Annotated in this window: 21 protein-coding genes; 8 read left to right on the forward strand and 13 right to left on the reverse strand. The window is 55.8% G+C overall.

Annotation, left to right across the window (positions count from 1 at the left end; translation table 11 throughout):
* Position 1: 1 nt before the first annotated feature.
* On the reverse strand, positions 2 to 583 hold the full coding sequence (locus AC3WP7_RS23345; protein WP_102592113.1) for a TetR/AcrR family transcriptional regulator: 582 nt from the start codon (positions 581 to 583) through the stop codon (positions 2 to 4).
* A gap of 106 nt (positions 584 to 689) precedes the next feature.
* Here AC3WP7_RS23345 and AC3WP7_RS23350 point away from each other — a divergent pair, with 106 nt between their 5' ends.
* Together AC3WP7_RS23350 and AC3WP7_RS23355 are read left to right on the forward strand one after the other, a co-directional pair.
* Positions 690 to 1025, forward strand: a complete 336-nt coding sequence (locus AC3WP7_RS23350; protein WP_102592186.1) for a LysR family transcriptional regulator — start codon at positions 690 to 692, stop codon at positions 1023 to 1025.
* A 108-nt stretch (positions 1026 to 1133) separates the two neighbouring features.
* Positions 1134 to 1766 carry a TetR/AcrR family transcriptional regulator gene (locus tag AC3WP7_RS23355; RefSeq protein WP_102592112.1) on the forward strand — a complete coding sequence of 211 codons (633 nt, stop codon included), beginning with the start codon at positions 1134 to 1136 and terminating at the stop codon, positions 1764 to 1766.
* Between the two features lie 23 nt (positions 1767 to 1789).
* Here AC3WP7_RS23355 and AC3WP7_RS23360 read toward each other — a convergent pair whose 3' ends face one another.
* Positions 1790 to 2992, reverse strand: a complete 1203-nt coding sequence (locus AC3WP7_RS23360) for a pyridoxal phosphate-dependent aminotransferase (protein ID WP_102592111.1) — start codon at positions 2990 to 2992, stop codon at positions 1790 to 1792.
* 301 nt (positions 2993 to 3293) lie between these two features.
* Here AC3WP7_RS23360 and AC3WP7_RS23365 point away from each other — a divergent pair, with 301 nt between their 5' ends.
* Complete coding sequence (locus AC3WP7_RS23365) at positions 3294 to 3965, forward strand: SDR family oxidoreductase (protein ID WP_102592185.1); 672 nt, start codon at positions 3294 to 3296, stop codon at positions 3963 to 3965.
* Complete coding sequence (locus AC3WP7_RS23370) at positions 3962 to 4618, forward strand: Rossmann-fold NAD(P)-binding domain-containing protein (RefSeq protein ID WP_102592110.1); 657 nt, start codon at positions 3962 to 3964, stop codon at positions 4616 to 4618. Before AC3WP7_RS23365 ends, AC3WP7_RS23370 begins: the two co-directional genes overlap by 4 nt.
* Here the strand turns inward: AC3WP7_RS23370 and AC3WP7_RS23375 are convergent.
* Positions 4615 to 5196 (reverse strand): TetR/AcrR family transcriptional regulator, encoded by a 582-nt coding sequence (locus tag AC3WP7_RS23375; protein WP_172963324.1) that lies wholly within the window; start codon positions 5194 to 5196, stop codon positions 4615 to 4617. The genes AC3WP7_RS23370 and AC3WP7_RS23375 overlap by 4 nt on opposite strands.
* Positions 5197 to 5319: 123 nt before the next feature.
* Positions 5320 to 6765 (reverse strand): APC family permease, encoded by a 1446-nt coding sequence (locus AC3WP7_RS23380; protein WP_102592109.1) that lies wholly within the window; start codon positions 6763 to 6765, stop codon positions 5320 to 5322.
* A gap of 290 nt (positions 6766 to 7055) precedes the next feature.
* Between AC3WP7_RS23380 and AC3WP7_RS23385 the strand changes: the two genes are divergently transcribed.
* Both AC3WP7_RS23385 and AC3WP7_RS23390 read left to right on the forward strand, forming a co-directional pair.
* A complete protein-coding gene (locus AC3WP7_RS23385) occupies positions 7056 to 8153 on the forward strand; it encodes a helix-turn-helix domain-containing protein (RefSeq protein ID WP_256579919.1) in 1098 nt (365 codons plus the stop codon).
* Between the two features lie 63 nt (positions 8154 to 8216).
* Complete coding sequence (locus tag AC3WP7_RS23390; protein WP_102592182.1) at positions 8217 to 9092, forward strand: LysR family transcriptional regulator; 876 nt, start codon at positions 8217 to 8219, stop codon at positions 9090 to 9092.
* Between the two features lie 20 nt (positions 9093 to 9112).
* Here the strand turns inward: AC3WP7_RS23390 and AC3WP7_RS23395 are convergent, their stop codons facing one another.
* The 5 genes from AC3WP7_RS23395 to AC3WP7_RS23415 form a co-directional block, all read right to left on the reverse strand.
* The gene (locus tag AC3WP7_RS23395) at positions 9113 to 9649 is read right to left on the reverse strand and encodes a DUF1097 domain-containing protein (RefSeq protein WP_102592108.1); all 537 of its coding nucleotides are present in this window, start codon (positions 9647 to 9649) and stop codon (positions 9113 to 9115) included.
* A 140-nt stretch (positions 9650 to 9789) separates the two neighbouring features.
* Entirely contained in the window at positions 9790 to 10911 is a 1122-nt protein-coding gene (locus AC3WP7_RS23400; protein ID WP_102592107.1) for an LLM class flavin-dependent oxidoreductase, read from the reverse strand.
* Positions 10912 to 10957: 46 nt separating this feature from the next.
* Positions 10958 to 11374, reverse strand: coding sequence for a carboxymuconolactone decarboxylase family protein (locus tag AC3WP7_RS23405; RefSeq protein ID WP_102592106.1), 417 nt, complete (start codon positions 11372 to 11374; stop codon positions 10958 to 10960).
* 96 nt (positions 11375 to 11470) lie between these two features.
* Positions 11471 to 12118 carry a 3,4-dihydroxy-2-butanone-4-phosphate synthase gene (gene ribB / locus AC3WP7_RS23410; protein WP_102592105.1) on the reverse strand — a complete coding sequence of 216 codons (648 nt, stop codon included), beginning with the start codon at positions 12116 to 12118 and terminating at the stop codon, positions 11471 to 11473.
* Between the two features lie 33 nt (positions 12119 to 12151).
* Complete coding sequence (locus AC3WP7_RS23415; protein ID WP_102592104.1) at positions 12152 to 12655, reverse strand: flavin reductase family protein; 504 nt, start codon at positions 12653 to 12655, stop codon at positions 12152 to 12154.
* A gap of 147 nt (positions 12656 to 12802) precedes the next feature.
* Between AC3WP7_RS23415 and AC3WP7_RS23420 the strand changes: the two genes are divergently transcribed.
* Together AC3WP7_RS23420 and AC3WP7_RS23425 are read left to right on the forward strand one after the other, a co-directional pair.
* The gene (locus AC3WP7_RS23420; RefSeq protein ID WP_102592103.1) at positions 12803 to 13429 is read left to right on the forward strand and encodes a glutathione S-transferase family protein; all 627 of its coding nucleotides are present in this window, start codon (positions 12803 to 12805) and stop codon (positions 13427 to 13429) included.
* A gap of 17 nt (positions 13430 to 13446) precedes the next feature.
* Positions 13447 to 14208, forward strand: a complete 762-nt coding sequence (locus tag AC3WP7_RS23425) for an SDR family oxidoreductase (protein WP_102592102.1) — start codon at positions 13447 to 13449, stop codon at positions 14206 to 14208.
* 110 nt (positions 14209 to 14318) lie between these two features.
* Here AC3WP7_RS23425 and AC3WP7_RS23430 read toward each other — a convergent pair whose 3' ends face one another.
* From AC3WP7_RS23430 to AC3WP7_RS23445, 4 genes are all read right to left on the reverse strand, one after another.
* Positions 14319 to 15560: an alpha/beta fold hydrolase gene (locus AC3WP7_RS23430; RefSeq protein WP_102592101.1), complete on the reverse strand. Its 1242-nt coding sequence runs from the start codon at positions 15558 to 15560 to the stop codon at positions 14319 to 14321.
* A 179-nt stretch (positions 15561 to 15739) separates the two neighbouring features.
* Complete coding sequence (locus AC3WP7_RS23435) at positions 15740 to 16462, reverse strand: GntR family transcriptional regulator (RefSeq protein WP_102592100.1); 723 nt, start codon at positions 16460 to 16462, stop codon at positions 15740 to 15742.
* 301 nt (positions 16463 to 16763) lie between these two features.
* Positions 16764 to 17201, reverse strand: a complete 438-nt coding sequence (locus AC3WP7_RS23440; RefSeq protein WP_256579926.1) for a nuclear transport factor 2 family protein — start codon at positions 17199 to 17201, stop codon at positions 16764 to 16766.
* Positions 17202 to 17432: 231 nt separating this feature from the next.
* On the reverse strand, positions 17433 to 18452 hold the full coding sequence (locus AC3WP7_RS23445; RefSeq protein ID WP_102592098.1) for an alpha/beta hydrolase: 1020 nt from the start codon (positions 18450 to 18452) through the stop codon (positions 17433 to 17435).
* Positions 18453 to 18455 lie beyond the last annotated feature (3 nt).

Below are 18455 nucleotides of genomic sequence, written 5' to 3' on the forward strand. Positions count from 1 at the left end.
GCTACGACAAAAGTCGCTTTGCCAAAGTCAGGGACGTTTCAAAGGCGTCATCGCGCTTGCCAATCTTCATCATCAACGAAGCGCCGAGCCAAACCTGATAGAGCGATTGCGCAAGCGTCGCACTTGGCGCTGTGGACGTAATCGAACCATCGACAAGCCCCTGCTCAATACAGCGCTCAAGCTTCGCGTGGATGGCTTGCGTGCCTCGGTCGAGCACCAAGCGCATGCCCTCCGAGAGGTCACAGACCTCGGCGCCCAATTTGACCACTAGACACTTGTCGGTAGGCAAATCAGAGCACTGGGTCTGCGCCCAATACTGGAAGTAACTCAGTAACCTTTGCGCTGCAGGTGCGGAGCCCATCAACAACGTGTCGACCGTTGCCAGATAGTCGGAAAAATACTGTTCAAGCAGTGCCTGACCAAACTCATCCTTTGATTTGAAGTAGTGGTAGAACGAACCTTTCGGCACGCTCGCAGCCGCTACCACCTCAGCTAACCCTACGCTGGTGTAGCCTTTGTGAGTCATCAACGTCCTGGCGACGTCCAGGATGTGTTGGCGTGTTTCAGAATGATGCTTTTTCATAATGCAGCCACTCTAATTAAAACTAGACCGGTCGTCTAGTAGATTTTAGAATAGCCTCACGTTCTACGACCAACGGCGAACGAAGACAAATGACAGGGTCATGCTCATGAACTCCCCTCCCCCCACGTCAACGTTCAATACCGAGAGCCTGGCGCAATTCAACCTCAATTGCCTGGTGATCTTCGCCGCTCTTTATCAGGAAAAAAGTGTCACCAGGGCGTCCGAGCGTTTGAACATCGGCCAGCCCGCAGTCAGCAACAGCCTGTCCAAGCTCAGATTGATTTTTCAGGATCCATTGTTTTTTCGCCGGAACGCAGAGATGGTGCCCACCGCTGTTGCCGATGATATTGCGCAGCATGTGATACCGCTGTTGAGCGGTATTGGCCACGTGCTTGAGCGATACAAAGTACCGCCCTTTGGGCACGCGTCACGGCCGACCTGAAATCTGAGCATTACGCTGTGCAACCGAAAAGTTCATTTTGTGTATCATTAGGGCAGAAATCTCCTCCAGGCATACTCGTCTGGCGATACGCCCAAGGTGCTGCACTCAATGACTGACCCCACCCTAGTCCCTGTTCCACGCGCAAAAGGACGCCCGCGTGCGTTCGACCGCGACCAAGCTCTGCTGCATGCGCTGGCAGTGTTTTGGAAGCGTGGCTACGAGCCGGCTTCTGTGGCGGAATTGTGTTCAGCAATGAGCATCAGCCCGCCCAGCCTGTATGCGGCGTTTGGCAACAAAGCCAAATTGTTCCTGGAAGCGGTTGCCTATTACGAAGAAACGTTTTGGGACGCCACGTGGGAGCGCATGGACAGCGAGCCGGACATCGTGCGCGCCATCAGCGAGTTCTTCCATACGTCGGCGTCAATCCTGACCGAACCCGAGGCACCCTGTGGGTGCATGGTCGTACTTGCGGCGGTCAATGTCTCGGACGATGCAGAAGAAGTCACCGCCACTCTCAAAGCCTTGCGTCAGGAAGGCCGTGACTTCCTGCAACAACGTCTTGACCGCGCGGTCGCGGAGGGTCAACTGCTCCATGACACCAACACCCGCCTGCTCGCAGCTGCCCTGAATACCCTGCTTGAAGGCATGTCGCTACAAGCACACGACGCTGCCAGCCGAGAGGATCTGCAAGGGATCGGCGCGACAGCCGTTGCGATGCTAGCCCCCTCCCTCCCAGCTTAACTCCGCGAAACGTACTGATAGGTTCAAACGAGCTGTTCACACGCCTGCCTGATCTTTGCGCACGCACGCTCCAGCAGTGCCGTAGAGGTTGCAAAAGAAATGCGGAAGTAGCCTTCCAATCCAAACGCACTCCCCGGCACCACTGCCACCTGCGCAGCCTCAAGCAGGTACCGGCAGACATCAACGTCATTCGTCAGCACCTCACCGGCTGGCGTTTTGCGCCCGAACAGCCCTGAGCAGGAAGGAAAGAGATAAAAAGCGCCCTCCGGACGGCGACACACCAGGCCGGGCGTGTTGTTAAACGCATCCAGGCAAAGATCCCTGCGCTGACGGAACACTTCATTACGCTCAGCCAGAAAATCGATAGGCCCATCCAGAGCTGCCACCGCGGCAGCCTGGGATATCGCACAGGGATTGCTGGTGGTCTGGGATTGAATGGTGGCCATGGCGGCAATCAGAGGTTTAGGACCGCCCGCATAACCAATGCGCCAGCCCGTCATTGAATACGCCTTTGAAACACCATTTACGGTCAGCACGCGGCCATGTAGCGCCGGCACCTGCGAAGCCAGGGTGGAAAACACCCAACCGTCATAACTCAGGTGCTCGTACATGTCATCCGTCAGCACGTAGACCTGCGGGTGCTCCAACAATACGGCGCCCAATTGATCAAGCTCAGCCGCACTATAACCCGCACCCGTCGGGTTGCTGGGAGAATTCAAAATCAGCCACTTGGTGCGTGGTGTAATCGCCTGCTTGAGCTGTTCAGCGGTGATCTTGAAATGCTGATTGGCCGCGCAAGGAATTTCCACTGGAGTCCCCCCTGCCAGGCGCACCATGTCCGGATAGGAGACCCAGTAAGGTGCAGGAATGATCACTTCATCACCTGGGTTCAATGTTGCCTGCAGCGCATTGATCAGTACTTGCTTGCCGCCGGTGCCGACGCTGATTTCGTCGGTGGCGTAAGTGATGCCGTTTTCGCGCTGAAACTTGCGAACGATTGCCGCCTTGAGCTCGGGGGTGCCATCCACATCGGTGTAACGGGTCTGGCCTGCATCAATAGCTGCCTTGGCGGCGGCGTTGATGTGCTCGGGGGTTGGAAAGTCCGGCTCGCCGGTCGACAAACTGATGATATCCACCCCATTTCTGCGCAGCTCTGCGGCCTTGCGCGTGATTGCCAGCGTGGGCGAGGGTTTAACCGCTTTCAGCAGATTTCCGAGCAATTGCATGGGGCCACTCTTCAGCATTCGTTGACAATGCGTGAATGCTAGCGCCCCCTACAAAACAATTAAAACAATATATCTGGATGAATTTAAGCAATTATATTTGTTAATTATCTGCCTTTTTTCTGCTCTTGACTTAGTTGAAATGGCGCAAAATTGGCCGCAAGCGAAAGCACCAAGCGCTTGACACGTTCTGTAGTGACCAATATAAAATAAAGACCAACATGCATTCGTCGACCGCGTTTGCAGGTTCGCTTGAGCGGGCCATTTGTGACACATCGCCTGGTCTGGAGGAACTATGAACGCAGTGAACACCGTTTTTATCGTCGGCGGCTCGGGCAAAGTCGCCCGTAGTCTCGCCCAACAACTGGCGAAACGGGGTCACCAACCACGTTCGCTATACCGTCATGCGGAACAAGCCGACGAGCTCAAGGCGCTGGGTGCCGAACCCGTTGCCGGCAACCTGCTTGAACTCGATACAGACGCTCTTGCCAAACTCATGGCAGGCAGCGATACCGTCGTGTTCGCGGCCGGCGCAGGCGGCAAAGGTGGCGCACAGATGACCGATGCCATTGATGGTCGCGGGCTGGAACTGTCCGTCGCCGCGGCTCAACAGGCGGGCATCCGGCGCTTTGTGCTGGTCTCGGCGTTTCCGGAAGCATCGCGAGGCAAAACGGTTTCCGAGACCTTCGAAAACTACATGGCGGTGAAGAAACGCGCCGACGTGCACCTGGCTGCGACCGACCTTGACTGGGTCATCTTGCGCCCGGGCACGCTGCTGGACTCGGCAGGCACCGGTAAAGTCCGCGCGGGCCTGGCCATCCCATACGGTGACGTGCCGCGTGAGGATGTAGCAGCAGCTCTGTTGCAGATCATTGAACAGCCGCACGTGAATCGCGTCATCATCGAACTGACCCAAGGCACCACGCCTGTCGCTGATGCTATCCAGCATGTTGCCCGGGATTACTCCCAGGCATGAATGAGCCGAACACATTGGCGCTACTGCTGGTCGGCGCAAGCGGGTTGGTTGGTAGCCATGTATTGGCGCTGGCACTGTCGGATCCGCGCATCGGCGTGGTCTACGCGCCGACGCGCAAAGCGCTGGCGTCGCACCCGAAACTCATCGCCCCCCCTATCGACTTTGACCATCTGGACGAACAGGCAGGCATCTGGCAAGTGGATGCCGTGATCTGCACGCTGGGCACCACGCTAAAAACGGCAGGTTCCAAAGCCGCTTTCGAGCGAGTTGACCACACCTACCCATTGGCCGTGGCCAGGCTGGCACGCGATCATGGAACGCCGGCCTATGTGCTCAATTCGGCTATTGGCGCAGACGCGCAGTCGTCATTTTTCTATAACCAGGTCAAAGGTCGCCTGGAACAGGACCTGGCAAAGGTGGGGTTTGAATCGCTGACGTATGTGCGCCCTGGTGTGATTGGAGGCAAGCGCGAGGAAGTGCGTCATGCCGAGCGCGCCCTCATTTTGCTGTTGAAACTTGCCTCGCCGCTATTACCTGAACGTTGGCGTCTCAACCCTCCGGCGCAGATTGCTCGTGCGCTACTGGACGCCGCAATCAATCAGGCCTCAGGCATTCATGTGGTGACGTCGAGCAGCATGACGAAGCCTGGCTAGGCCAATAAGCGACGACTCATATCAAGCGCCGCGTCAAAAGGCTCACGTGTTCTATTGACCTTGACCAGCAACGAGGCACCCAACCACATTTGATAGAGCGCTTCAGCCAATATTGCTGCGTCTACGGACGCGTCAATGGAGCCATCCGCTTTGCCTTGCTCGACGCAACGAATCATCCGCTCAATAATCAGTGCTGTCCCCTTCTCAAGCACCCCGCGCATGTTTTCGGACAGATCACACACTTCCGCACCCAATTTGACCACCAGGCATTTTTGATCAGTGTGATCAAACGCCTGTGTCTCGGCCCAATAGCGTAGATAGCTCAACAGGCGCTCGGCTCCGGAGCCTTCACTGGCCAACTGCACATCGACCCTCGTGAGGTACTCTTCAAAGTACTCTTCGAGCAGCGCTTGGCCGAACTCGTCTTTCGATCGAAAGTAGTGATAGAACGACCCTTTAGGTACACCCGCAGCCGCGAGCAACTCGGTAAGGCCGACGGCGGTGTAACCTTTCTGGGTCATCAGCGACCTGGCGACATCGATGATGTGCTGGCGCATATCTTGGGCGGGCTTCTTCATAATGCGGCGCATGCTATCAAAAAACAGGCGCTCGGGGGAGCGCCTGGAGGTTGTTCACATGCGTTGCAACCAGGCCCTTCTCAGCATCAAAACAGCAGCTTGCGACGAGATTACCTAGGCTATTCAGCCTACCTGTTTCAACAGCGCAAATCTGCTAGGGCTCATCACCTTCATCATCAAGGCCGCTGCACAGCCCACGACAAAGGAAATCGTCACAATCATCTCCATGATGGAGGCCGCGAGTGCTGCATTCTCACCGCCAACCAACGCGGGTAGATTCTGGACCGCCACGATCAAGCAAGCGACCAACCCGAGAAACCCGCCAATGGGTGCAATAACGGTATTCCAGATAGGATGCGGCGCGTCACTTCTGCGGAAGAACACCAGCACAGAAATACATGTTAGCGACAGGATGACCATGTACCCCAGCGTTCCGGCTGTCGCGCCCCATGCGTAAATCTGCGTTACCGGGTCCATTCCGATCAACGCGCAGACAGCGACCGCCGCCAGCGATAACGTGGTTTGCAGCACTGAGGATACAAAGGGGGAGCCATGCTTCTGATGCACACTCCCCAGCTTCGAATGAAGCACTCCAAATCGTCCCAGCACATATTGATAGCGAACGACGATGTTATGCAGCGACAACACACACGCAAAGAGACTGGTAACCAGCAAGACCTGCATCACATCCACAAACGCCTTGTTGGTAAATCGCTCCACCATGGTCAAGTACATATCGCCCGGGTGATCAGTCGCTTGCTGTACCACTTGCGATAACCCCACACCATTCACCTGACACCACATGGACACGGCGTAGAACACACCAATCACAAACACCGCGATATAAGTGGCTTTGGGAATGGTCACGTTCGGGTTCACCGCTTCTTCGCGGTAAACCACCGTGGATTCAAAGCCTGTGAAGCAATAGATGGCAAACATTATCCCAAGCCCCGGGGATCCCGACAGGATGGTCGTCGCAGAAAAAGGCTCCAGCGCATCCGGGCCGATACTGCCGCTGCCGATAATGGCAGCGTCCACCACCAGAACGATGAGGATTTCCAGCACCAACGCCACCCCCAGGAACTTGCTGCTCAATTCAATTTTCTGGTAGCCCAGGATCCCCACTAGCGCGGTGATCGCCAAGGCCAGCACCCACCATGAAATGGTGATTCCGAGCGTGGTCAGCAATAGCTGTGACAACGCGAAGCCGATGTAAGCCTCCAACGCCACCAGGATCATAAAATACGAAATCACCGCCATGGTCGCAGACCCTAAACCTATGGATCGGCCCATGCCTTTTTGAATGTAGGAATAGAATGCGCCCGCGTTGGTGATGTACCTCGACATGTAGATAAATCCCACACTGAAGAGAAACATAATCACCGTTGCAATCATCGCGTCAAAGGGTGCGGCGGCGCCATTACCCATGGAAATAATGAGCGGTGTATTGGCAACCATCACGGTCAACGGCGCGGCCGTCGCAATCACCATCAGCACAATCGATGTGACACCTAACGACCCGGACAATCCCGGTTTTTTATCACTGACACCTGGTTCTGGAGTGTGCATATTCGCCCCTATCGTTTTTTATTAAAAGATCACTGAAAAACTTCGACGTCCCTGCCCTGGCGGTTTCAGCAAGTTCGCAACTGTCCAACAAGCAACTAAAGGATTAGCGTCGAAGGGGGGTACCTCTAATACACCCACCTGCGAAATCGACAACTTGCGGCGCAAACATTGTTGCGCGCACACCAAAACTTCCGCTATCAAATAACGGCGCGTGCGCTCTCCAACCATATTGCTTTTAAAGTGCGCACCAAAGGAAAACGCACGCCTCATTACAGTGCATATAAAGGCCTATGATTTCATCTGAACAGTTGAAGGCGAGCGGCTATTTGGAACGAACATTGCTGCAATATCGGCAGACTTCGGAGACTGTCGTGATGCAACGTAATCCAGCTACCGCACATCCGCCCTGCGTACCGCCTAGAGTCGCGTGCGAGCAATCAAATGACCCTTTCCTTCAATCAAGAATTCTTCCTGACTGGGCGCAGGATTACACCCAACTCTCCTGCGGAAACTTTGAAGGCGGCGTCGCGCGCGCTTCTCTCGGGCGAGTCCAAGTGTTCAGGGAATGGATCAATCAGGCTATCGATCAACGATCGGTCGCTGACACCGATGTGGTGATGATCGGGGTCACCCTGCATCAAGGGACGTGCTCCTGGCAGAACAGAGAAATGCAGGCCGATTCGTTATTCATCATGCGCCAAGGTGAAGAAGCACGTTTCTGTGCGACGACCAAATCCGACATTCTTGCAGCGACTATTGATGCGTCATTCCTGAACACGTTTTCCCAGGGGCTTTACGGTGTGAGTGCAGATCGCTTGGTCAACGGCGCCTGCTTGCTCAAGGGCGATACAAAGGGGATCGCCCGCTACAAATCCTTGCTGCTGACGGCACTGAGTTCCGCAGTGGCGCGTCCGGATTCGCTCGACAGTGATCCAACGCGCCTTCAACTCTGCGAGGACGTCACCGTCGCGGCGCTTGAGGCCATGGGCAGTCTGTCCATTACGTCCTCCTCTTCTCCGCGAGATCATCGCGTCCATCGAGCTATGGTAGACCGGGCGCGATCATTTGTTTTGAGCAACCCCACCGCCAACCACTCAGTAGAGGCCTTGTGCGAACACTTGAACATGAGCCGTCGCGGACTGCATAGCGCATTCATTCAGGTGGTAGGCGTCAATCCATGTACATATATCCGCCAGGTTCGGTTGCACGGCGCGCGTAAAGACATTTTAAGCGGAGTGCCTTCGGTGTCTGAAGCCGCCATGCGCTGGGGGTTTTGGCATTTTGGGATGTTCTCCCAGTACTACAAAAATCAATTTGGAGAGTTACCTTCTGAAACGCACCGCAACCCTCCCTGTGTGGAGATGGGAACCTGGCCCCCACTGAGTTGACAGCGCATTTAAACGCAAAAAAAATGAATGTATTTTCCAGAAAAACATAATTATTATTTGCGCATGATCAAAGAACTTAAAACACTCATCGCCGTGGCGAGAGAAGGCACTTTTGCAGCAGCCGGCAGCAAGATAGGCCTGACCCAAGCTGCGGTCAGCGCCCAGATTCAACGCCTGGAGGCGGAGCTTGGCGTGGAGTTGTTTGACCGCAAAGGGCGCTCAGCCCAACTCAATCAGATGGGAAATCAAGTGCTGGTGCAGGGCGAGGAACTGGTGCGCCAGTTCAAGAACCTGGGCAGCAGTTCGGTGGGTTTGCCGGCCAGCATCCTGGTAACGGTCGGGGCGATTGCGTCCGTTCAACGCTCTTACTTACCTGACGCGCTCGCTGAATTTCATCGCCGAGCCCCAGAATGCAGGACGCGTGTGGTACCAGGCCTTTCGATGGAGCTGGTGAACCAGGTCGACTCGGGCGAAATCGACGTGGCCGCGATCATTCGCCCGCCCTTCTCACTTCAAAGTGATTTGCGCTGGACCACCTTGGCGCGTGAACCGTACCGACTGATCGTCCCCGCCGATATGCCGGGAGAAGATTGGGCCGAGTTGGTGTCGAGCCAGCCCTTTATCCGTTATGACCGTTCATCTTTCGGCGGACGCCAAGTGGACCGGTTCTTGCGACAAACCCATCTTTCATTGCATGAAGTCTGCGAACTCGATGAGCTGGATGCAATCATCAAGCTGGTTGCAAATGGTGTCGGTGTGGCCTTGGTACCGGAAACGGCCACCCGTAAGGCGTGGCCTGCCGAAGTACGCGCCATTGACCTGAAACAACGCACATTCCATCGAGATATCGGATTGATTCATCGTGCGCGCCGCAGTCTCAATCCGCCGGTAAAGTTACTGGCCCAACTGATTACCGAGCAGGCGGTAAAAAAACACTAGGCTCATACGTAAGCGGTGAATTAACGCACTGAGTCGTCAACTTTACGTGTGCGAAATAGCGTCCACCGCCCATGATCATCGAGGAACTTGCGTCCCGAATGATTGATGAACCCCAACAGCACACCCAGACACAGCGTAACCATGATGTAGAACCACTTGTCCGGCCCGACTAAGAAGGTACACGCCACGGCACCAAACATCATTGGGATATTTGAAAACATGCCCCACGGCGTGAACAGCAAGTGAGTAGCACATAGCGCTATCGTGACGAGTCCAACCGAAAGTGCTGATGCGGCCAGCCGGTGTAAGCCCTGATGTGCAAATAGCGAATCCAGATAAATAAACACGAGTCCCCAGACCACTCCCGCTACCGCGCTGAGGCACGCGTCAGCAAATTTATCGGCTCTCGCGCCACCACTCAAATAGATAGGCAACGCAACAAACGTACACGGCAGTGCGCCCAATAAGCCCAGCGGGCTCATCAGGTACAACAACACATACAACCCGACGGTAATACCGATCCACAGGCTTAAATTCAACGAAAATCTTGTCGACATCCTATTCACTCCTGCAACGCGCTTATTATTGTTGGTCGTGCATCAGGCGTTTGTGGAAAACATCGATTTATTATTTTTCACGCAAGTAAGCGTAAGCCAGGCCTCATTGAGCATGGGGCCTGGCTTCGTTGACTCAACACTCAGTTACGCAGGCCCGCCTGTTTAAGCAACGGCATGACCCGTTCATTGAAAAACGGCAACTCTTCGTTGTAATCGACCATGGTCAACAACGTGCCATCGACCCCTGTTTTCTTCAGGTCAATCAGGCCTTGAGCCACTTGTTCAGGCGAACCAATCAGTGGAAAACCGCCCCAACCCGCAATGAAACGTTCCTTGAATTTCTCGTACATTTCTGCGGAATGGTTCTGCGATTGGACTTGCAGCACATCGGCCAAGTTGTCGCACGCTACCCTGTCGCCCTTTTCCTTGACGTAGTAGTCGTAGTATTCGCGGGCTTCCTTCTCCGTTTCTCGAACGATGACCGGGCACGAGGTAAAGGTCCCCAACTCCCGCCCGAATTTGGAACGGGCCAGCTCCTTGACATGCTTAACCCAAGCGGCGCCTTTTTCCATGTCCTGCATGAAACCAAAGTTGAAATCACAGTGCTTGGCTGTGAAATCCAAGCCTTTACCTGACGACCCTGCGCAGATCATTACTGGGCGCCCCGCCCTGTTGTAGGGTTTGGGCTCCATGACAGCGTCTTTGGTTTTGTGGAAGTCACCGTTGTAGTCCACGCCATTGCGCGCCCACAGCGCCGCCACGATATCCATCCACTCATCCGCGTATTCGTAACGCTGGTCATGCTCCATCATCTCGCGACCGAACATCTCCATCTCCGGCGTAAACCAGCCGGTTACCAGGTTCAAGCCAAAACGACCTTTGGAGATATGATCAATGGTCGTGGCCATTTTGGCGGCGACGATGGGGTGAATGGTCGGCACATGGGTCGTGGAGAAGAACTGCAACTTGGTCGTAACAGCGGCCATGGCGGCCGCCCAAGTAAACGTCTCCATATTGGTGCCGTTGAAGTTGGTCTCACCGCCGAACCCCCTCCAGCGCGCGATCGGCACCATGCATTCCCAACCCGCCGCTTCCAGCTGCTGGGCGATCTTTACGTTGTGCTCAAAGGTTGGCTCAAAGGTGGATTCGGCAGTGGTGATCGCACAGGCGTTTGAGCAGTTGGTTCCGAATACACCCAGTTTCAACGCGTTATCGTTGAACATTGGGTTGCCGGTTTCGTGAAAACGTTCCTGCATGTCCATTTCACATTCCTCTTTTTATTGTTGTTGATGCTGGGGGAACCCTGGATTACACGCCCATGTCGTCAAAAACTTCCTGCGCCAGGCGGAAGCCATCAATGGAAGCGGGGACACCACAATAAATCGCTACCTGGAGCAGCACCTCACGAATTTCCTCTTTGCTCAAACCATTATTGATTGCGCCGCGAACATGCAGCTTCAATTCGTGGGGACGGTTCAACGCTGAAATCATGCCAAGGTTCAGGAAGGAACGTGTGCGACGGTCCAGCCCCGGGCGATTCCAGATAGCGTCCCAGCAGTACTCAGTGACCAGCTCCTGTACGGGCCAGTTAAAGTCGCTGGCCTTGGCAATGGAGCTATCAACATACGCTTCACCCAGCACTTCACGGCGGGTCTTGAGGCCCTCATGAAAACGCTCGGAAAGTTGGTTGCCATCAGGCGAAGTAATTTTTGCTTGGCTGTTCATTTCATCTTCCTCGGGGTGAGTTAATACCTTGGCGACCCTATGACTGCCTACACAGCCATCGCGCTAAAGTGTTGCGGTTAAAAAACTGGGTTAGTGCTATGCCACCAAACTGGGCCTTACTTGTTTAGCGCTAACAGCATTCGCTGCTTTCCACACAATCAACTCTGCAATCGAAATAATGATGAGTCCGTTCTGTTTTGCGAACACTTCCAGGTCGGCGCGACGCGCCATGCTGCCGTCGTCTTTGAGGATCTCGCAGATCACACCAACCGGTGACAACCCAGCCAGCTCAGCAAGATCAACAGCCGCCTCAGTGTGACCAGCGCGCTCTTCAACGCCACCGCTGCGCGCTATCAGCGGGAAAATATGCCCAGGCCTTGAAAGTGCCTGTGCTGTAGTGTCTGCCGCCGCAAGTGCTCGAAGCGTCAACGCGCGCTCTGCCGCTGAAACTCCGGTGGTGACGCCTGCTATCAAATCCACCGAGACCGTGAACGCGGTTTTCATGGAGTCGGTGTTGCGCTCCACCATCAGCGGTAATTCCAACCGCCGCGCAATGCGTTCAGGCATCGGCGCACAGACAATTCCTCGGCATCGACTGACCATAAACGTCAACGCCTGCGTGGTGGCGAACTCGGCAGCCATCACTACATCACCTTCGTTTTCGCGGCTCTCGTCATCCACCACGATCACCATCCCGCCGGTAGCGATGACTTCGAGTGCTTTCTCAATCGTTGAAAAGCCCATAACAACCTCTACGGTCTCAAGTCTAAGGAGATATCACTTGATCGCGGCGGATCTGGCGAAGCGCCCGTCTTCGTACAAAAGTGGCGAAATATCCGGCCTGGTGTCGACCCAAAGCACTCGGCCAAAAATCACATCATGAGAGCCAATGGTCGCCACTTCACACACCTCGCACACCAGCGCTGCCTGCGCGTCGGCCAGCACCGGCACGCCGTGCTGCTCAACCCATTGACCGTGCTCAAAACGCTCATGGCCTTTGAGCTGGCCACTGAAAATCGGTACCAGGTCGACATGGGAAAGGTGAAGCATGTTGACCGCGAAGCGCCCGCTCACCTCTAACGCCGTACTGATCGAGGCGGAGCGATTGACACACACCAGGATCGTGGCGGGATCGGCAGTCACCGATTGCACGGCCGTCGCTGCCATGCCGAACGGCTGGCCCAGATGGCGCGTGGTGATCAGCGAGATGGTTGAGGTCAAGCGACGCATTGCTTGCTTGAAGTCGTTAACGAGTTCTTGTTCTTGTTGTTGTTCTTTCATGTCTGCCTCTTCCAAGGAGTCCCATGGGGTGTTGGAATGAAAACCTACAGATCGTCAGACAATCTGTCAAAACATTTTGACTGATTGACAGATTGTCTGACGACTTTTATAAGTAATCGAGATTTTACTTCAACGAGGAATACACCCATGCCACGCACGCTGTATGGCCACATGAAATCCAGTAACGTCATGAAAGTTGTCTGGCTGATGGACGAGCTCGGTCTCGACTACGAAAGGATCGACCTGGGCAACGTTTTCGGCGGGCTTGAAGAAGACGATTACCGTGGCATGAACCCCACCAGCTTGGTGCCAACGCTGGTAGACGGCGACTTCACGATCTGGGAAAGCAATGCTGTATTGCGTTACCTGTGTAACGCCTATGCGCCGACCAGCCCCCTCTACCCCGCGGAGCCGAGGTTACGTGCGGTCGTAGACCAGTGGCTGGACTGCCAGCAGACGCAACTGACTCGGCCCCAGACGGTGGTGTTTTTTCAATTGATTCGTACCGCCCCAGACAAGCGCGATACACGCGCGCTGGAAACCGCAATTCGCGAAGCCGGCAGGGTATGGGGCTGGATCGAACAGCGCCTGGCCGCGCACGAATACATCTGCGGGCAAACGATGACCATCGCTGACATTGCCTGGGCCGTGCACGCTCACCGCTGGCTGAACATGGACTTCGCCCGTGCGGAACTGCCCAACCTCAAGGCCTGGTACGCGAGGATGCTGACGCACGAATCCTTCCGCCAAAAATGGGCCGGCCCAGTGGTTTGATCAGAGAGATAAGCGCTATGGAATTACACAATAAGGTCTGCATTGTCACGGGCGCCGCCAGCGGCATTGGTAAAGCGATAGCCACCCTATTTTCCAAACACGGTGCATCAGTAATCGTTGCCGACGTAAACATTGAGGCCGCACGCGCTACAGCGGATGAGATCGACGCTTTTGCTATCGCCTGCAATGTCGCCGTCAATGCAGACGTACAGTCAATGGTAGAGACAGTCATTGAGCATTTTGGCCGCATCGATGTACTGGTCAACAACGCCGGTTTCGGCCTGACCGGCAACGTTGTCACCATCGAAGAAGAGGATTGGGACCGCCTGATGTCGGTCAACCTCAAAGGCATGTTTCTGTGCGCCAAGCACGTCGTTCCTGTGATGGCCAGGCAGAAATCCGGCTCCATCATCAACACGACTTCCTACACCGCCACCAGCGCGATTGCCAACCGCACCGCCTATGTCGCATCCAAAGGCGGCGTATCCGCGCTCACCCGTGCAATGGCGCTGGACCACGCGGCTGATGGCATTCGTGTGAACGCGGTCGCGCCGGGCACTATCGACAGCCCCTACTTCGACCAAATTTTTGCCCAGTCGGAAAACCCACAGGCACTGCGCGCCGCCTTCGACGCCCGCGCCGTGTTGAATCGAATGGGGCAGCCGGAGGAGATCGCCGAGGCCTTCCTGTTTCTCGCATCCGATCGCTCACGCTTTGCCACCGGCAGCATCCTGACGGTGGATGGAGGCTCCTCGATCGGCAACCATTTGGTTGATTGACCCTATACCTGTGACCTTTGCCCGGTGAATACCGGGCTTTTTTTGTGCTCGCATAAACTAAAGCAGCCGATCACAAACAAGGCGCGACCGGCGGCTTTATATCGGCGTACTCAGGCGGTGGTCAGCCCTGATTGATGTGTAACATGGGCCAGGCCCTGCATCAGATAAGAACGGAAATGATCCGGGTGTTCAGTCATCGGAAAATGCCCCAGGCCGTCCATGACCAGATGCAACGCGCCCGGTATCAACTCGGCCAACTTGGCACCGTCCGCCGGCGTAGCCGAATAGTCATAAGTGCCCGAGAGCAGCGCCACCGGGGTACGTCCGGCATCAATTCGCGGCGCGGTGACGGCCCCGTCGAACTCGTCGCTGTAGAACGCCAAGTCACCAGGATAGACACCGGGACCACCCTGAGAATAAATCCAGCTGGCACGGCGTCGATCCTCGACAGGACTGGTCGGGCTCATCAAACCTCGTACATAGGCGCCGTTGTGTAGCCCGCCATGGACCTGCACATGATTCTGGTACGGGTTGCGACGGCCACGCGACTGGAACGGCGGCTCCAGCGCCACCACGCCGATCAATTGCTCAGGGCGTTCCGCCGCAAGCACTAGCGACATCGCCGCGCCCATAGAGCCACCGACCACAATGGCCGGCCCGCCGATCACCTGCTCGATAAACGCCGTACACCATTGCTGATAACGCTCACTGGTCAGCAGATAAGGCGCCCCATCCCAGGTTCGTGGTGGCATCGACTTACCATGAAACGGCAGATCAATCGCATACATACGAAATTGCTGCGCCATGCGGACGTCCGCCATCTGCGCAAAGTATTGTCGACCGTCGGCACCTGCAGTGTGCAGGAACAACAAGGGGATGCCCTCCCCAGCCACTTCGTAATACATCTCGTAAGGCTGCCCCGCCACACGGACGTCGGCATAGCGACCTTGAATCTGGGAAACAGACCGCTCGACAGCGACCGCCGGGGCTGCGGGCGTCAGGGTCACCAACTCGAACAAACGCTCGAGGAACGGCCGCGCCTGGGCAATCAGCTGTGCATCGCCACTCACCTCAAACGTCGGGTTGGCAATCTGCAGCGCTGTGAAGCTATGGTAAGTGGCAACCGGCGGGGAACACAGGACGCGCTCCCATTCAGATTCGTCAGCGTCGATGCGAATTGTTGGCGCCCCCGTAAAGCCTTTGAACAGTCGTCCGTCGACAACACTCAGCCCAATGGACTGCCCGCCTACGCTGAACTCAACGGCCACCGATAGCCCAGGCGCCAGCCGGCGCAATTCAGGGTCCGGGTAAGCTTCAACCAGCCGCTCATTCAAACTGATGAATGCAGTCATTATTTTTCTCCTGCGTCACTGTTGCAGCAACGCGTCATCACGTCAGTGTCCTACCGCCCACGGGGGGTGTATAGGTCGCAAGCCGGTGCGCATTTATCAACTGCCAGGCGACAGGATAAAGGCGAGACCACGCCGTGATGAATATCCAGATTTGCAGACAATCTGTCAATCGGACAAAATTACGATTCCTCCTCGACACTCTCCAGGTAGCTGATAGCCACATTGGCCGAAAGCTGAATATGCTTGCGACAAGCCTCTCCGGCCCTGGCTCCGTCTCTGGCTTTGATCGCTGCGACGATCTCTTTGATCTCTTCAACCGAGTGCTGGAGCCGCCCCGGTTGCGTCATGGACATCGCTCGCAGCAGCGTGATGCGGTTATGCAAGGTCGTCAGCATCTGAACAATGAAGACGTTGTTACTACCTTCCATCAAGCACACATAGAACTGGGTTTTCGCCTCGATCAGAGCATCCCGCGCAAGGCGCGTGCTTTCGAGATCGCGATCTGGGTATTGCCAATACTGTTGGGCACGAAACTCGAACATCGCGGCCGCTTCCTCCAGCCGTCGAATCTGAGCATCAGTGCCCACTAGCGCGAACTCCTGCCCGGAGAAACTCTCCAGCAGGCCGCGTACGGCATAGAGCTGGCGCGTCTCATCCAGCGATATCTTGTTCACCGAAGGCCCTTTGTGAGGGTTGCAGGTAATCAATCCTTCCGCCTCGAGTTGACGCAGCGCCTCACGGATGGAGGTACGCCCTACCCCCGTCATCTCACACAGTTCACGTTCGACTAAACGCTGGCCGGGGCGCAGCACGCCGGTGGAGATAGCTTCCCGAATCTTGTCTTCCACCAACAAACGCAGGGTCGCGCCACGCTTAGGAACCTGGAGGCTTGATTCACTCATCGACACTCTCTCCTCATACGAATCTTCTTTGCTCAGGACTATCCACAGGTGATCAGCCGTGAATGGCAACGGTGAATGCCAGCCCCAAGGCTCCCGGAAAGCACAGTGCGGACCAGGAAATTGTCTGATTGTATGTTAACCAAGCGTTGTACAGCTACCTAAGGAGGATTTGCGGGCACGATGGCGGCCTGGGCCGGCAGTAGAAACAGGGAATCGCTGGGGGAGAGTCAACAATGCGTCCGACCTATAGCGTTCGGACGCGTTGCCAGATAATCGAACTTAAGGCACTGCCTTAACCTGATTAAGGCGCCTCATGCGTTTGGAAAATCTTGCTGACGACCGTCCACTTGCCTTCGACTTTCAGCAGATGGAAGAAGTCGGTGAAGGAAATGCCGGACATGTCGTTGGCGTCGACGCGAGCACTGGCAGCATTACCGACGATCTCAATGCGCGTAATAGCCGCCTGTGCATCAGGCGAAGGGTGGAAATCCTTGTCAATTCCTTCGAACAAGATTGGAATTGCGCCGCCTGCCAACTTGCCATCGGCGCCGACGCTGTACATCGTCGCATGTTCGTTGAACGCGGGTTTCATGATACTGCTCTTGGCCTGCCTGCAACCCTCAATGTACTTGTTAAGCACCTCAGTGATCGCTTGATAGTCTTCTACATAGGTAGGTTTGCTGACTGCTTTACTGCTGGTCACTTGTGGGTTGCTCGGTGCGTTTTGTGCTTGAGCCATCGCGCCAAGGCTTGAAATCATGGCCGCAAAAAACAAGTGCTTGATAGACATTATTTTCATTTAGTCGCTCGTCATAGGGAGTGCAATTATTGAGGGTTGCTCAACAGCAAATGCGCAGCAGACGCCCGGAGAATCTGCTATGCACAGGCAGCCTCGCAGTGAGATAGAGGATGTGTTTTCAATAACGAAACCCGCAGTTTCATCATGACCTGCGGGTTCTATCTTTTGAAATTACCGACTCAGGTGGGCCTTCAGTTCCTGAGATGCCTGTGCAATCGCGCTGCGCGGCGTCGGCAGATGGCTGTACGCATTCGACAGGCCGAAATCGTGAATCATGCCGTTGTAGCGAACCGTCTTAACCGCTACACCCGCAGCATCGAGCTTGCGGCCGTAAGCTTCAGCTTCATCGCGCAGGACATCGAATTCGGCGGTCTGGATCAGCGTCGGCGGCAAGCCCTTCAACTGCTCGGTCGTTGCCTGCAGCGGTGAAGCGTAAATCTGCTTACGTGCTTCGGCGTCCCGCGTGTAGTTGTCCCAGAACCACTCCATCATGTCCTTGGTCAGGAAATAGCCGTTGGCAAACTCCTTGTACGACGGCGTGTCGAAGTTGGCATCTGTCACCGGGCACAGCAACACTTGCGAACGCAGTGCGGGGCCACCCTTCTCATTGGCCATCAAGGCAACCACGGCGGCAATGTTTCCTCCCGCACTGTTGCCCGCTACAGCGAGGCGCGTGCCGTCTACGTTGATCTCTTTGCCATGTTCGGCCACCCATTTAGTCGCGGCATAGGCTTGCTCGGTGGCGACGCCGTATGTCGCCTCTGGCGAGAGGCTGTAGTTGACGAAGACCGCCACCGCCCCCGAACCTGCCACCAGGTCACGCACCAGTCGTTCGTGAGTCGGGAAGTCACCCAACACCCAGCCGCCGCCATGGAAATACATGAACGCCGGCAGGGTCTTCTGTTGGCTGCCGACCGGACGCACGATGGTCAACTTCAGATCGCTGCCGCTGACGCGTATCGTCTTCTCGCTGACGTCAGCCGCTGGCAAGGCCACTTGGGGGGCCGCCTGGGCACCCGCCAGCGCCGCACGGGCATCGACCGGCGTCATGGAGTCGAGCGTCGGCACACCTTCAAGCGATTGCAAGAGTTTCGCGGTGTTTTGCTCAACGCCCGGGTAAGCGGTGGCGGAGGCAGTACCGGGCGCAAGGGTAACGACTGTAAGAGCGAGAGCAGAGGTAAGGGTTTTCATGAC

The organism is Pseudomonas sp. FW305-3-2-15-C-LB1, from assembly GCF_058787615.1.